Genomic DNA, 14,986 nt, shown 5'->3' on the forward strand with positions numbered 1-14,986 from the left:
CTGGCTTTGCAGCAGCGGTTTTAGCAGCTGGCTTGGCCGCTGGCTTTGCAGCAGCGGTTTTAGCAGCTGGCTTGGCCGCTGGCTTTGCAGCAGCAGTTTTAGCAGCTGGCTTGGCGGCTGGTTTCGCAGCAGCAGTTTTTGCAGCTGGCTTGGCGGCTGGCTTTGCAGCAGCGGTTTTAGCAGCTGGCTTGGCGGCTGGTTTCGCAGCAGCGGTTTTAGCAGCTGGCTTGGCCGCTGCCTTGGCTGGAGCTTTCGATGCGGCAGCTTTTGCCGGTGTACGAGCGCCCAATACTTTAGCCACCGCTTCTTTCACTCGACCAACGCCCTGGGCCAGTTTCAGGCTTTCCTGAGCATCTTTTTTGAGTTGAGAAATGTAAGTGCGGGTTTCAGCTTGGCGATCCTTGAGGGCGTCCAGCAGGTCCTCAAGTTCTTTGACGGCGTCTTTGGCTTTGGCTTGTGCCTTGGCTTTGCCGGCAGTCGCGGCGTCTTGCAGTTTGGTGCGGGATTTGTGCAGCTTTTCTTGCGCTTTACCGCGTTGTTTTTCCAGTTTGGCGAGCAGTTTTTCTGCATCGGCCAACGCTTGGGAACATGCGCTTTCCAGATGTTCGAGCAAGCTGCCCGAAAGTTGTTGGAGTAAATGCAACGGGGTATTAACAGGCTTCTGTTTGGCCGACATGGTTTACCTCCTGGCTGACGTGGGTGCGGCTCATACTAGCCCTCTGCTCTTACCGCCGCTAGGGCATGTTGACAGTATCGTTTGCCTTGCGTTGCACCGTGAATAAATTCTTATCGATATAACAAAAAACGGCGCCACTTTTTGCCCACTCACACTGGCATAATTCGTCGCACTTTCGGCGGGAGAAGCAGCATGTCGCGTTATCTTTTTTTAGTGCTTGGCTTGGCGATTGGCCTGGCCAATGCAGGCGAGCAATCACCGTCAAAAACCACTGCCCAAGACCCACACGACCTTGCCTACAGCTTGGGTGCAAGCCTTGGCGAGCGCCTGCGCCAGCAGGTTCCCGACCTGCAGATCCAAGCCCTGCTCGATGGCCTCAAGCAAGCCTACCAGGGCAAGCCATTGGCACTGGATAATGCACGCATCGAACAGATCCTCGCCGAACACGAAGCACAAAACGCTGCCGACGCCGAGGCTCCACAAAGCGAAAAAGCCCTCGCTGCCGAACAGCAATTCTTAGCCAAGGAAAAAGCCGTCAGCGGCGTGCGTGAACTGGCAGATGGCATCCTGCTCACCGAGCTGGCGCCCGGCAACGGCAGCAAACCGCTGGCAAGTGATGAGGTGCACGTAAATTACGTTGGACGGCTGCCCGATGGGACAGTCTTCGACAAGAGCACACAGCCCCAATGGTTTCGCCTGGACAGTGTGATCAGCGGCTGGAGCAGCGCGCTGCAGCAGATGCCGGTGGGCGCGAAATGGCGCTTGGTCATTCCCTCTGCCCAGGCCTATGGCGCCGACGGTGCAGGCGAGTTGATCCCGCCATATACGCCACTGGTGTTCGAGATCGAATTGCTCGGCACTCGCCACTGACCCAATAAAAAACGGTGCGCCATGCGCACCGTTTTTTTTATCTCACTTCGAGGGTCAAGCCTGGGCGGCTGACTCTTCCTTGTGAGCGTTGTGCAGCACTTCGATCAGGCAATCTTCCAACTCGAAGCGCTCATGCAACAGCGCGCCCAATTCTTTGAATTTTTCAGCAACACAATTACCAGCATCACACAGATCGGTGAAGGCCAGCAGCTTCTCGGTGATCACATCAATGCGCGGGTAGATCGTCTCTGCCAGGTCAAGGCCACGCTGATCATCAAAAGCTTCCGCTTCCTTGGTCAGTTGCTCGTAGACACCAAAATGGCCGGCCGACACGTAGTCCACCAAGACACCGCAAAAATCCTGCAGCGGTTCGCGATTCTCAGCCAGTGCCTCGGGCTTGGCGCCAAGAGCATCAAAGGCTCGAACCAGTTCGTGACGTGCCTTCAACCAGCTGTCGATCAGCTTGTGCACTCCACCCCAGCGTTCCTGAGCATTCTGACAACTTTCCAGCATGGTGATCTCTCTTCCCTATAGGGGCGCTGCCGCCTGTGCCCGCGTAACACCTCAAACATTGAGGCGGGAGCCGGACAAGGCCGCATGTCACAAACGGTTTCGATAACGCGTGCGGGCCAGATTATGCCCGCATGACTATGGCTTCAAGGTACGCAGGAGAGAAAGTTCATACAAGTGTTTAATCCCGTCCTACACGTTACGGCGAATTTTCAGTACTTCGCAGGGTGCAAACGACGGCCCGCCAACAATCGAGAAAACTGCATGATGCCGAGCACCAGCATCGCCAAAAAGAACAGCAGACTCCATTCGGGCAGGCTCAGGTCAAACAGTGTCCAGTTGAGTTCCACGCAGTCCACGGTGCCTTTTACACTCAGTTGCAGTGCTTGCCATAACGACAGGTTTTCAATCATGTAGTGAAGGCTGGGCCAGCACTCGTTGACCTGCTCCGGCGCGGCATTTTGTAGCAGCACTTGACGTACTGCAGTGATAGCCCCAAGCAATGCGCAGCCCATACTGGCCAACCCGTACAGGTAGACCCCGGAGCGTTTCGGGTTGTGTAGGGTCGCTACCAGGTTGATCAGCGTAAAGGCTGCCAAAAAGATGCGCTGCACCTGGCACAGGAAGCAAGGACGCAAGAGTGCGCCGAATTCAAGATAAAAAGACGCACCCAACGTCAGCGAACCAGCCAAGAACGCCAGGAGAAACAGAGAGCGTGAAGGGGCCAAAGACATTGTTATCCGTACCGCAGGAGATAGACCCTTACGGTAGAGTAAAGGCCTGACTCCTTTCAATACGCGTTAGAGCAGACTATTCCGCAACCGCCTGGGGATATGCCGTCAGAACCTGGATGACTTCAAGCAGTTGGCGGTAGGAATTTACTACGTGACGCTTTAGCGCCCAGGGATTACGCGATAAAGAAAGGTTGGCCCTCAGAAAGGTCCGGCCAACCTTGGCTTTCATTCCTACACTCGCGCAGGCACCGGCAACGGTGATGCCAGCAAGCGGCTGTCCAGAAGCCCCAGGCCTTCCTGGAACAACTGGTTGCTGCGCTCGGTGTCGCCCAACTGGGCCAGCAAGCGCGCCAGCTCAGCACAGGCTTCGGGATTACGCTGCACTTGCAGGCTACTTTCCAGGTAGTCGCGTGCTTTGCCCCACAGGCTATTTTGCAGACACAGGCGACCCAGTGTCAGCAACAGGCTGGCATCCCCTGGATGGTCTTTGAGCCAGCCTTCAGCGAATTTGAGCTGTCGACCTGGGTCACTGCCACGCAACAAACCGTAAAGCCGAATCAGATGGCTGTCATAGCCGCGCTTGATGGCGCCACGCAGCACTTCTTCGGCCTTGGCGTCAGCACCCAGCCGACGCAGTTGTTCAGCGTAAGCCAACACCAGTTGCGGTTCTTGGCGCTGGGCGGAGGTCAGTTGCTCCCACGCTCGCTCCAAAGACTGCAACCCGGCTTCGCCCTGCTGTTCACGCTCGACCGCCAGCCCCAGGTTTTCGCCCCAGGCACGGCGCTCAAGTTCGGCCAGCTCAGCGGCGGGAAGCACTTTGTCCTTGCGCAGTTCGGGTAACAAGCGAATCACCGACGGCCAATCGCCCCGCTGCTGATGCAGACGCTGCAATTGGCGCAAGACCTGCGCGTTATGCGGATGACGCTCGTACATGGCCTGCAACGTCACCAGCGCACCTTCAGTGTCGCCACGGTCCATCTGCAGTTGCGCATGACTCAGGGCCACAGCCAGTTCCGCCTGTGGCTGGCGTTCCAGGGCACGCTCCAGCAAACCGTCGGACTCCACATAGCGGCCCTGTTCGTTGGCAGCCCGTGCGGCGCCAAGGTAGTACAGCAGCGGCTGGCGCTCGGCTTCAGCGGCGCGGTGCAGGTGCCGTTCGGCGCTGGCCCAGCGGCCTTCGGCGAGGTCCATCTGGCCTTGTTCAATGGCTATCTGCACACGGCGACTGCGGTTACGCCGCGACCACGGGTTGACCACGCCACCAGAAGTGGTGAGCAAACTGAGCAGCACACGCAGCAGGTAGATCACCAGCACAACGGCAAACACCGCCACCAGCGTGGCCCACAGGCTCGACTCGTAATGCAGCAGATGGGGATAGGTAATCAGCACGTAGCCGGTGTGTTTCGAAATACCCACGCCCAGTGCCAGAGCGATCGCAATCGCCAGCACCAGGATCACATAGAAACGCTTCATCGGCTCTACTCCTGGGTCGCCGGCGTGCCCGCCGACGCCTTGGCTTCATCGGCAGACAGATGACGGCGCTCAAGGTAGGCCTGCACCGCGGCCAGGCTGGTGGCCAGGTCCGGCGTCACCACCGAGACAGCCTTGGGCTCGAGCTCGGCAATGCGCGCCAGCATCGCCTTGCTCTGCGGATTGTCCTGGTTGAAGTTGTCCTGCAGCACGCTGCGCGCCTCACCCAGCGAGCGGCTGTACACCGCCGATTCGCCGTTAAGCGCGGCCCACTGCGCCTGTTCCAGCGCCAGGCTCAATGCCAGGCGCACCTGATTCAGGCCTTGGCCGGCGAGCAATGGACGAATGTTGTCATCAGGGTTGAAGTCGATACGGAAGTAGCGAGAGATCTGCTCCCACCACTGCTTCAGGCGATTTTCCGTATCGGTGGTCGAGCGCCCTTCGGCAGCAGGTTCGGTGAGCTGATACTCCGGTGCGATAGCCGCAAGCGCCACGACCTGATCACGCAGTGCGGCCAGTTGCAGGTACAGGCCGGTGCGGTCGGGTTGCTCGGTACTGCGCAGCGCGGCAAGGCTCTTGGCCAACTGCTCACGGGCGGCGTAGGCGCCTGGGTCACTTTGTTCACGCAGAATTTCGTCGGCACCCTGCACCAGTGACTGGGCGCTGTTGATGTCCTGCAAGGCAGAGAGACGCAAGCTGGCCAGGCGGATCAGGTGTTCAGCTTCGGCCAGGCGCCAGTCTTTGCGGCTGGCGCCCAGCACGGTTTCCAGGCGTTGGCTCAGGCGCTGCTGGTCACCCTGCAATTGGGCGACCAGCCGGCGGCGCTCCTCAAGCTCGTCCGCCCCAGGCAACTGCGCCAGGCGCGCCGCCAGTTGTTGCTGACTTTGCTTGAGGGATTGGGATTGATCATCAAGGGTCTGCACCTGGCCCAGCTGTTGCTGGCTGCTGGCTTGCAGGGCACGGACCTGCCAGATCCCCCAACCGCCGGCGGCAACGCCTGCAGCACCGAGCAACAGGGCCACAACCGCCAGGCCATTGCCACGGCGTGGCGCGGCGACCTGTGACTCAACCGGCGCATCAAGTGCGGGTTGGGTTTCATCTTTAGGCAAGGCTGTTTCGCTCACGTATCCGTCCTTTGCGTATCAGAGAGTGGGCGCCGCATGCCTTAAGAGGCAGCGCTGCGCAACGCCACTAACAAAGCCGCGGCACTCGCGCCGCGACAATCCACAACTTTTTCTGCACCAGCGGCCCGCGCCATGTCAGACACGCGAGGGCTGGGCACGAACAACGGCAGCTGCGCCACCTTCGGCCAATCGGGGCCGGCCAGGGCTTGCAGGTGTAAAAAACCCTGCCCACTGCTGACCACCAGGCCGTTCAAGCGTTCCAACTGGATGCGTTGCATCAGCACCCCGGCAGCGTAGGCCGGGAGGAAACGCCGATACAACTCCAGATAATCGACACTAGCACCTTGCTCACGCAAACGCTCAGCCAGCAACTCCCGGCCGCCCTCGCCACGCAGGATCAACACCCGCGCACCGGGCCGTGCCACAGCCTCGCGCAAGGCCGGCAATTGAAGCAAGGCTTCGCTGTCGTCGCCGGTTTGCGGATAGTGAACGGTGAGACCGTGATCGGCCAGAACCTGCGCGGTGGCAGCGCCCACGCTGAACCACGGCAACGATGGCCAGGGCTGCTGCAACTGCTGCACAGCCAGGCGTGCCGCCGGCTTGCTCACCACAATCACCGCGCTATAGCGGCCCAGCTCAGCAAAAACTGCCTGTTGCTCGGGCGTGACGGGCAAGGCTTCGGTATCCAGCAACGGCAAGCTGCTGCTGAAAATACCGGCTTCGGCCAACAACGCAGCCACGGCCGCCGACTCTTCGGCGGGCCGCGTCAGCAGCACGCGCCAATCCGTCACTGTGGGCCGGCCTCGCCATAGACTTTTTCCAGAATGGCGCCGGCGCCCTTGCCCAGCAGCTCCTCTGCGACCTGGATGCCCAAGGCCGTCGCGTCACGCTGAGGCCCACGCACCTCGGCGGTGAGCAGCGTGCCACCGTCCGGATCACCGACCAAGCCACGCAGCCAGAGGTTTTCACCTTCAAGCACCGCGTAGCAGGCAATCGGCACCTGGCAGCCACCGTTGAGGTGCTTGTTGAGGGCACGTTCAGCAGTGACACGCACTTCGGTGTCGTGGTGGTCGAGGGGTTTGAGCAAAGCATGTATTTCGCTGTCGGCGGTGCGGCATTCAATGCCGACTGCGCCCTGCCCGCCGGCGGGCAAGCTGTCTTCAACGCTGATGGCCGACGTAATACGGTCTTCAAAACCCAGGCGGATCAGGCCGGCAGCCGCAAGGATGATCGCGTCATATTCGCCGGCATCCAGCTTGGCCAGGCGGGTGTTGACGTTGCCGCGCAAAAAACGAATCTGCAGGTCCGGGCGACGGGTCAGCAATTGGGCCTGACGACGCAGGCTGGAGGTGCCGACGATGCTGCCCAGCGGCAGGTCATCCAGGGACGCGTAGGTGTTGGAAACAAACGCATCACGCGGGTCTTCGCGCTCGCAGATGCAAAAAAGGCCCAGGCCTTCAGGGAAGTCCATGGGCACGTCTTTCATCGAGTGCACGGCGATGTCGGCTTGGTTTTCCAGCAGTGCGGTTTCCAGCTCCTTGACGAACAAGCCCTTGCCGCCGATCTTCGACAGCGGCGAGTCGAGCAGCTTGTCGCCGCGACTGACCATGGGCACCAGGGACACTTTGAGGCCTGGGTGGGCCTGTTCAAGGCGCGCTTTGACGTATTCGGCCTGCCACAAGGCCAGGGCGCTTTTACGGGTGGCGATGCGGATTTCGCGAGAGGACATGGATCAATCCGTACTGAATAGATACGGCAGATAATAACAGCTCAGGCAAACACGCTTTGATTTGAATCAGCAAGTGCGGGGCCTCCCTGGCCACATCGCACCGGGATAAAGGAATGCAGGCCTCGCTACAGCCCTTGGGCTAAAGCTGCTGCATCATCTTGCGCACGCCGGCGACATGGCGTCGGCTGACGATCAAGGCATCGCCGTTAAGCCCTTTGAGGAACAGCTGGAAGTGCCCCAAAGGCGTGCGCTGCAGGCGTTCTATTCGCTCGCGGGCCACCAGTGCGTTGCGGTGGATGCGTACGAAGCGGTCGCCGAATTCATCTTCAAGGGCCTTGAGCGGCTCGTCGAGCAGGACTTCGCCGGCCTCGTGTCGCAGGGTCACGTACTTGTGATCGGCAATAAAGTAGACCACCTGGCCCAACGGGATCAGTTCGATGCCCTTGCGGGTCCGTGCGCTGATATGGCTGCGCGGCCCGTTGCCACTTTGGGCAGCCGGCTGGGTCAGCGCAGCGAGTTGCACGCGGTTCGGGCGCTCGGCCTTCTTGAGCGCCTTAAGCAATGCTTCACCCGTCACCGGCTTGACGATAAAGCTGACACCGCTGGCTTCCAGGGTCTCGGTGGAAAACTCTTCTTGTGCGGCGCACAACACCACGGCAGGTGGCGACTCTCGCTCACTCAAACGGGCGGCGACTTGCAGGCCATCAAGGCCCGGCAAGCGGATATCGAGCAACACCACGTCCGGCTTGAGGCTGTCGATCAGCGTCAACGCCTCTTCGCCATTGGTGGCGCTCGGTTCAAGGACTGTATAACCCTCGAGTTCACTGACCAAACGGCTCAGTCGCTCGCGGGCTTGGGGTTCGTCATCAACGATCAGGACATTCATATTGCGCTGGATTCCTGCGTGAGTCTCGCACAAGGATAGCGTAGACAGGTGCGGTGACTTGCGTCACAGCGATCCACGCTAAGACTAGCGCGAGCGGCAAAAAGTGCCCCGGCAGCGGCACCCAAATTTACCCGGACCTGTTCAATTGCGCCCAAGACCTGCTGCCTTTGGGCATCGTCGTAGGGTTTGCTGATACACAATCCGAATACCCCCCTTTTTTAATGGATAGTCTGGGCTATGACCGCATCACCCGACTTTGGTGCATTCATGCTCTATCAGTGCAACTGTAGACGCTCGCTGAGACGATATTGCTCAATCGTCAAATATCGTTTCAATTAACGCCTGCCTCCAGTCTCGTCCCGGATGCGTTCGACGGCAAGGCACTTAGCCATCCTTGGCGCAAATAAAAATGCCGATCACCCGCAGCATCGCCTCCACGGGCAACCCTGTTATTATCGGCGGCACACCTCCACGCCTCTTTTAAGCAGATCACGAGCGAATCCATGAGCACCGACAAGACCAACCAGTCCTGGGGCGGCCGCTTCAGTGAACCCGTCGACGCCTTCGTCGCGCGCTTCACCGCCTCCGTCACCTTCGACCAGCGCCTGTACCGCCACGACATCATGGGCTCGATCGCCCACGCCACGATGCTGGCCAAGGTCGGCGTGCTGACCGACGCCGAGCGCGACAGCATCATCGACGGCCTGACCACCATCCGCGGTGAGATCGAAGCCGGCACGTTCGACTGGCGCGTCGACCTGGAAGACGTGCACATGAATATCGAAGCGCGCCTCACCGATCGCATCGGTGTGACCGGCAAGAAGTTGCACACCGGTCGCAGCCGTAACGACCAGGTGGCCACCGATATCCGCCTGTGGCTGCGTGACGAGATCGACCTGATCCTGGCCGAAATCACCCGCCTGCAAAAAGGCCTGCTGGAGCAGGCCGAGCGTGAGTCCGGCACCATCATGCCCGGCTTCACCCACTTGCAAACCGCGCAGCCCGTGACCTTCGGCCATCATTTGCTGGCCTGGTTCGAAATGCTCAGCCGCGACTACGAGCGCCTGGTGGACTGCCGCAAGCGCGCCAACCGCATGCCGTTGGGCAGCGCCGCGCTGGCCGGCACCACTTACCCGATCGACCGCGAATACACCGCGCAACTGCTGGGTTTCGACGCCGTGGGCGGCAACTCTTTGGACGGCGTGTCGGATCGCGACTTCGCCATCGAATTCTGCGCCGCCGCCAGCATTGCGATGATGCACCTGTCGCGTTTCTCCGAAGAGCTGGTGCTGTGGACCAGCGCGCAATTCCAGTTCATTGACCTGCCGGATCGCTTCTGCACCGGCAGCTCGATCATGCCGCAAAAGAAAAACCCCGATGTACCGGAGCTGGTGCGTGGCAAGAGCGGCCGCGTGTTCGGCGCGCTGATGGGCCTGCTGACCTTGATGAAAGGCCAGCCTCTGGCCTACAACAAGGACAACCAGGAAGACAAAGAGCCGCTGTTCGATGCCGCCGACACCCTGCGCGACTCGTTGCGTGCGTTTGCCGACATGATCCCGGCGATCAAGCCCAAGCACGCGATCATGCGTGAAGCGGCGCTGCGCGGTTTCTCCACCGCCACCGACCTGGCGGACTACCTGGTGCGTCGTGGTCTGCCATTTCGTGACTGCCATGAAATCGTCGGCCATGCTGTTAAATACGGCGTGGACACCGGCAAGGACCTGGCGGAAATGAGCCTGGAAGAACTGCGTCAGTTCAGCGACCAGATCGAACAGGACGTGTTCGCCGTGCTGACCCTGGAAGGCTCGGTGAATGCCCGTAACCACGTGGGCGGCACTGCGCCGGCGCAGGTCAAGGCAGCCGTTGTGCGCGGCCAGGAACTGCTCGCCAGCCGGTAATCCCCTAAGACCAACTCGGTCAAAATGTGGGAGCGGGCTTGCTCGCGAATGCAGAGTGTCAGTCGCCAGAGATGTCGACTGATCTACCGCTTTCGCGAGCAAGCCCGCTCCCACATTTGATTGGGCCGTGGGCGACTACTTCTTGGCCGCAATCATCGCCATAAACGACGGCATCGCCGCCTCCCTGTCCGCCGCCACCCTCTTGGCGTTGGGCATCTCATGCAGGCGCTCGAGCAACGCCTTGGCCTTCGGCAAATCCGCCAGCAAATCCACACCAAACAGCTTCTCGCCCACCGCGCAGGCGAGGTTCACGCTGTACATGAAATACAGATCGGCAATCGTGAAACGCTCACCCGCCACATAGGGCGCGAACTTGCCGTGCCGGCCCAAAGAAGCAATCCCCAGCAACAACTCAGCCTTGCTTTTGTCCTTGATCGCGTCCGGCACCGGCATACCAAAGAACGCCTCGGCAAAACACGCGCGGGCGGGCAACTCGATGTACAGCTCGATCTCCCGGCACAACGCCAGCACCTCGGCGCGCTGATACGGGTCGGCGGGCAGCAATGACGGGCCTTCCTGGGTTTGCTCGATGTACTCGAGGATCACGCTGGTTTCGTTGATAAAGCCTTGTTTGACCCCCAGCACCGGCACCTTGCCGCGCGGGCTGACGGCCAGGGCTTCAGGGGTTTGGCCTGCGTAAAACGGCACTTCTTCGAATGGCAGGCCTTTCTCCAGTAACGCCAGTTTGACCATGTTGTAGTAGTTGCTGACCGAAAATCCGTAAAGCTTGAGCATTGCGAATGCCTCCATGCCGGGTGTGGGGTTGGCTGCAAGCGTTATAGATCCCTGCAGCCCGCTTGACCAGCAGCATCAGTTGCCTGAATGGCGGTAGACTGGCGCCCTTTCCTTGAGGAGCCTGCCATGAGCGAGCCAACCGATATCGACAACGACGAAGAAGAATTCGCCGAAACCACCCTGATCGAAGCCATCGAAAACCAGATCGAAAGCGAAACCCCGCCAGCGGCCAAGGCCACCTTCAACAAGCTGACCCTGGTGGGCTACGAACGTGAAGAGATCCTGCAACTGATGGCCCACGTGCTTGCAGTGGAGATCGACGCCCTGCTGGAAGAGGACCGAGCCTTCAATACCGAATGGTATGAAACTGCACTGCGTGCTCTGCCGGAATTGCCGCCCGAAAAGCAATAAATCCAACAAGCGGCAACACACTGGACAGTTCGACAAAGTGCGTTCACCTTATGGCCTGCTAGCCTCTAATAAATTCTTAGAAAGTCTGGAGTCCTTATGTCGTATACCCCTGAGTTGGTTGCCGAACTGGAAATCCTTGCACTCTTCAATCTGGACAGCACCAAGGAAGGTCTGAAAGTCCACCAGACCGCCGCGTCTACTGCCATCGCCGCTGCCAAACGCCTTCATGCCAAAGGCCTTATCGACCAGCCGGACGGGGGCTACCTGACCAGCCTTGGCCGGGACGCCGCAGAACAAGCGCAAACCCTGCTGACCATCTTGACTACCGCTACCACCAAAGAAGCTGCCTGACACCTTACTTTCGCCCATGGAGTCCGTCTGCTGCGGACTCTGAGGGCGTTGCTGTGGGCGGCACAAAATTCTGACGTCAAAAAGCCACATATCATCTAAACCTCCTACGCTTCTGGCTGTAAACTCCTACACGGCCGCCCACGTCGGGCTCTGCGAGCCAACGACTCAGACATGACCCGCACCCATGAAATCCGCCCCGACCTGGACGAAGGCATCGACCGCAAGGTACTGGCCCAGCTGCGCGCGCGCTTTATGGCCCTCAATGCAGGCCGCATGGCCCGGGCCGTCGAAGGGCTGACGCCACGCCAACAGAGCGTGCTGACCGTGCTGCCGTTGTTTTTTCACGTCAACCACCCGCTGTTGCCCGGCTATGTCTCGGGCAGCACGCCAGCGGGCCTGTCAAACTTCGAACCCGACGCCCAGGCCCTCACCGAAGCCCAGCGCCTGACCCGCTCGTTCTCCTACAAGCCGCGCCATGGCAACCCGCCGCAGCCGATCCATGGTCTGTTCCTGATGGGCAGCCTCGGCACCTTGGCCCAGGCGGACCAGAGCGACATGGACGTGTGGGTCTGCCACGCTGCGGACCTTGGCGAGAGCGAACTCGCCGAGCTGCGCAAAAAGTGCCAGTTGCTGGAAGCCTGGGCGCTGACCATGGGCGCCGAGGCGCATTTCTTCCTGATCGAGCCGACGCGCTTTGTTTCAGGCGAGCGCGACACCCAACTGAGCTCCGACGACTGCGGTACGACTCAGCATTACCTGTTGCTGGATGAGTTCTACCGCACCGCCATCTGGCTCGCCGGACGCACGCCAATCTGGTGGCTGGTACCGGTCTATGAAGAAACCCGCTACGCCGAATTCACCCACGCGCTGATCTCCAAACGTTTTATCCGCGCCGATGAAACCCTGGACCTCGGCCACCTGGCGCACATCCCGCCGGGCGAATTTATCGGCGCGGGGTTGTGGCAACTGTTCAAGGGCATCGAGTCGCCTTACAAATCGGTGCTCAAGCTGCTGCTGACCGAGGTGTACGCCAGCGAGCACCCCAACGTGCACTGCTTGAGCCTGCGCTTCAAACGTGCGGTGTTTGCCAATCAGATGGACCTGGATGAGCTGGACCCCTATATCGTGGTCTACCGCCGTATCGAGGAATACCTCAAGGCGCGCAATGAACCCGAACGCCTGGAGCTGGTGCGCCGTGCGCTGTACTTGAAGGTCAATCGCAAGCTCAGCGCCGGCCAGCGCAGCACCAGCTGGCAGCGGCTATTGTTGGAACGCCTGGCCCATGAATGGGGTTGGGACCAGCGCCAGCTGGCCTTGCTTGACAGCCGCAGCCAGTGGAAAGTGCGCCAGGTCGCCTCAGAGCGCCGCGCACTGGTCAGCGAACTCAATTACAGCTACCGCTTTCTCACCCAATTCGCCCGCACCGAGCAGACCGTCAGCCTGATCAACAAGCGCGACCTCAATGTACTGGGTCGGCGCCTGTATGCCGCGTTTGAGCGCAAGGCCGGCAAGGTCGAGTTCATCAACCCCGGCATCGCCCCGGACTTGGCCGAAGACACCCTGACCCTGGTGCAATCGCCCAACCGCAAAGAACCCGGTCAGCACCACTGGGGCTTGTACAACGGCAACCTCACGGCGCTGGAATGGGAGCACTTCGCGCCGATCAAGCGCAGCCGCGATCTGCTGGAAATGCTCACCTGGTGCCATCGCAACGGTGTGATCGACAGCAGCACACGCCTGGCCTTGCACCCAGGCGTCAGCGACATGACCGAATTCGAGCTGTTCAACCTGCTGGGCTGCCTGCAACAGACGATCGCCCTGCCCCTGGCCAGCGTCGATGAAGACCGCCTGCTGCGCTCGGCGGTACCGGAAGAGGTGCTGTTGCTGGTCAACGTCGGCGTCGACCCGCTCAAGCATCACCGCGACTTGAATATCCTGATGACCACCGAGCGCACTGATTCCCTGAGCTACGCCGGTGTGCGCGACAACCTGGTGCTGACGCTGGATCAGGTCACGCTCAACAGTTGGAACGAGGTATTGGTCAGCCGCTACGACGGCCCTCACGCACTGCTCGACTGCCTGCGCGACTACCTCAATCAGCTGCCGCCGAACCACCTGCCACGCCTGCGGGTGCGCTGCTTCTGCCACAACCGTGCGCAGTTCATTGCCCAGCGCGTGGAAGAAATCTTCGATACCGTGCAGAACCTGCTGCTTGGCCAGTCCAATCATCGCTACCTGCTGCAGGTGCAGCAGCACTATCACGTGATGGAACTGACGCCGGGCCAGGCCACTCACGTGCCCCTACCCAACCAGGATGCGCTGATCGCCTACCTCAGCGAAGAGTTGGCCAGCTACAGCCCGTTGCACCTGGACGCCATGGCCCTGGAAGACCACGAATTGGCCCTGCTGCTGCCCATGGGCCTGGCTGATTGTGTGCAGGTGTTCTACCGGGTCAATGAAGGCTTCGCCCAGCTGTATGTGCTGGATGAGTTCAACGCGCTGTGGCAGCAACGCTTGCCGTTTCATGATGAGCAAAGCCTGCTGGCGCCACTGCAGCGCTTCCTGCAAACGATCATCTATCGCCGCGAAGCGCTGGCGCCGCTGGACGCACAACAGCCGCTGGGTGAAGTGCAGATTTTGTATTACCAACTGTTGCCGTCTGGCAATCAACGCGCGCGCGGCATTGAGCCTCGACCGGCGCCGCAGAACCCGACCAACAAGCCGTTTTATGACGTGCAAGCGATTATCGGCAAAGCCGCACCCGGCCAGGTCGGCATCACGCTGTACTGCAATCAACGGGAGTTTTCCGAGTTGGAGTTCGGCGACCAACTGTTTGCCATAGTGGCCCAGGAAATCGTCGGGCAGCGCCGGGAGACCGAGCGTTACCGCTGCTACATCACCGACCTGGACCTGTCCGGCCTGCTCGGTGATGTGCAAAGCCCGAGCAACTTGTATCTGCGTTACAAGGCCGAGCTGGAATTGTCGCTGAATGCGGCGCTGAGCCAGATTTAGAGAGGGAAGGCGCCGCCATCCTTGGGCTGGCCTTCAACGCTGAGCAGTTCAAGCTTCAGCGTCTTGCCGCCCGGCGCCGGCCAGTCGATGTGCTGGCCCACTTGCAGGCCAAGCAAGGCGCTGCCTACCGGTGCCAGGATCGAAATTTTACCTTCGTCGGCGTTGGCATCCTTGGGATAAACCAGGGTCAGGTGGTAGTCCTTGCCGCTGCCTTGCTCACGGCAATGTACGCTGGAGTTCATGGTCACGACACTTGCAGGCACTTCATCGTGGCCAACCACTTCTTCGGCACGGTCGAGCTCGGCTTGCAGCGCGACAACACCCGGTTGAGTCTCGTCCATGCGGTCGATCAGTTGCTCAAGACGCTGCACGTCAAGACGGGTAAGAATGATGGAAGGTGCGGTCATGATTCAGGCAGACTCCTTTTTTCTGCACAAAAAAGCAAAACCCCGCCAGGAAAAGGCGGGGTTCTCACGGGCCTCGATGAGTTGAGGCGTATCCGGACACTACCACAGCGTCA

General features: G+C 60.3%; 15 protein-coding genes. 5 read left to right on the forward strand and 10 right to left on the reverse strand.

Going from position 1 to position 14,986, the window contains the following annotated elements; translation table 11 throughout:
• The coding region (locus BFP92_RS32240) for an AlgP family protein (RefSeq protein WP_239694331.1) at positions 1-676 on the reverse strand (676 nt) is incomplete at its 3' end.
• 192 nt (positions 677-868) lie between these two features.
• On the opposite strand from BFP92_RS32240, the gene BFP92_RS27155 reads away from it, so the two are divergent.
• The gene (locus tag BFP92_RS27155; RefSeq protein WP_065931870.1) at positions 869-1,546 is read left to right on the forward strand and encodes an FKBP-type peptidyl-prolyl cis-trans isomerase; all 678 of its coding nucleotides are present in this window, start codon (positions 869-871) and stop codon (positions 1,544-1,546) included.
• A 54-nt stretch (positions 1,547-1,600) separates the two neighbouring features.
• On the opposite strand, the gene BFP92_RS27160 is transcribed toward BFP92_RS27155, so the two are convergent.
• The 7 genes from BFP92_RS27160 to BFP92_RS27190 all read right to left on the reverse strand — a co-directional run bounded on the left by BFP92_RS27160 (position 1,601) and on the right by BFP92_RS27190 (position 7,999).
• Positions 1,601-2,059, reverse strand: coding sequence for an Rsd/AlgQ family anti-sigma factor (locus BFP92_RS27160; protein ID WP_058421163.1), 459 nt, complete (start codon positions 2,057-2,059; stop codon positions 1,601-1,603).
• 209 nt (positions 2,060-2,268) lie between these two features.
• Positions 2,269-2,790 carry a disulfide bond formation protein B gene (locus tag BFP92_RS27165; protein WP_065931871.1) on the reverse strand — a complete coding sequence of 174 codons (522 nt, stop codon included), beginning with the start codon at positions 2,788-2,790 and terminating at the stop codon, positions 2,269-2,271.
• Positions 2,791-3,021: 231 nt separating this feature from the next.
• Positions 3,022-4,263: a heme biosynthesis protein HemY gene (locus tag BFP92_RS27170; RefSeq protein ID WP_065931872.1), complete on the reverse strand. Its 1,242-nt coding sequence runs from the start codon at positions 4,261-4,263 to the stop codon at positions 3,022-3,024.
• A 5-nt stretch (positions 4,264-4,268) separates the two neighbouring features.
• Complete coding sequence (locus BFP92_RS27175) at positions 4,269-5,384, reverse strand: uroporphyrinogen-III C-methyltransferase (protein WP_065931873.1); 1,116 nt, start codon at positions 5,382-5,384, stop codon at positions 4,269-4,271.
• A gap of 41 nt (positions 5,385-5,425) precedes the next feature.
• Positions 5,426-6,175 carry a uroporphyrinogen-III synthase gene (locus BFP92_RS27180; RefSeq protein WP_065931874.1) on the reverse strand — a complete coding sequence of 250 codons (750 nt, stop codon included), beginning with the start codon at positions 6,173-6,175 and terminating at the stop codon, positions 5,426-5,428.
• Positions 6,172-7,113 carry a hydroxymethylbilane synthase gene (gene hemC / locus BFP92_RS27185; protein ID WP_056860795.1) on the reverse strand — a complete coding sequence of 314 codons (942 nt, stop codon included), beginning with the start codon at positions 7,111-7,113 and terminating at the stop codon, positions 6,172-6,174. The genes BFP92_RS27180 and hemC overlap by 4 nt, the downstream gene beginning before the upstream one ends.
• Positions 7,114-7,252: 139 nt before the next feature.
• The gene (locus BFP92_RS27190; RefSeq protein ID WP_065931875.1) at positions 7,253-7,999 is read right to left on the reverse strand and encodes a LytR/AlgR family response regulator transcription factor; all 747 of its coding nucleotides are present in this window, start codon (positions 7,997-7,999) and stop codon (positions 7,253-7,255) included.
• 503 nt (positions 8,000-8,502) lie between these two features.
• Between BFP92_RS27190 and argH the strand changes: the two genes are divergently transcribed.
• Positions 8,503-9,897 carry an argininosuccinate lyase gene (argH, locus tag BFP92_RS27195; protein WP_065931876.1) on the forward strand — a complete coding sequence of 465 codons (1,395 nt, stop codon included), beginning with the start codon at positions 8,503-8,505 and terminating at the stop codon, positions 9,895-9,897.
• A 135-nt stretch (positions 9,898-10,032) separates the two neighbouring features.
• On the opposite strand, the gene BFP92_RS27200 is transcribed toward argH, so the two are convergent.
• Positions 10,033-10,692 (reverse strand): glutathione S-transferase family protein, encoded by a 660-nt coding sequence (locus BFP92_RS27200; protein ID WP_065931877.1) that lies wholly within the window; start codon positions 10,690-10,692, stop codon positions 10,033-10,035.
• Positions 10,693-10,818: 126 nt separating this feature from the next.
• On the opposite strand from BFP92_RS27200, the gene BFP92_RS27205 reads away from it, so the two are divergent.
• From BFP92_RS27205 to BFP92_RS27215, 3 genes are all read left to right on the forward strand, one after another.
• Positions 10,819-11,103 (forward strand): hypothetical protein, encoded by a 285-nt coding sequence (locus BFP92_RS27205; RefSeq protein ID WP_056860799.1) that lies wholly within the window; start codon positions 10,819-10,821, stop codon positions 11,101-11,103.
• A gap of 96 nt (positions 11,104-11,199) precedes the next feature.
• On the forward strand, positions 11,200-11,454 hold the full coding sequence (locus BFP92_RS27210) for a TIGR02647 family protein (protein WP_065931878.1): 255 nt from the start codon (positions 11,200-11,202) through the stop codon (positions 11,452-11,454).
• A gap of 171 nt (positions 11,455-11,625) precedes the next feature.
• Positions 11,626-14,466, forward strand: coding sequence for a class I adenylate cyclase (locus BFP92_RS27215; protein WP_065931879.1), 2,841 nt, complete (start codon positions 11,626-11,628; stop codon positions 14,464-14,466).
• Here the strand turns inward: BFP92_RS27215 and rnk are convergent.
• The gene (gene rnk / locus BFP92_RS27220) at positions 14,463-14,873 is read right to left on the reverse strand and encodes a nucleoside diphosphate kinase regulator (protein WP_065931880.1); all 411 of its coding nucleotides are present in this window, start codon (positions 14,871-14,873) and stop codon (positions 14,463-14,465) included. The genes BFP92_RS27215 and rnk overlap by 4 nt on opposite strands.
• Positions 14,874-14,986: the final 113 nt, after the last annotated feature.

The organism is Pseudomonas sp. 58 R 3 (assembly GCF_900006605.1).
In the GTDB taxonomy this organism is placed as follows: domain Bacteria; phylum Pseudomonadota; class Gammaproteobacteria; order Pseudomonadales; family Pseudomonadaceae; genus Aquipseudomonas; species Aquipseudomonas salomonii.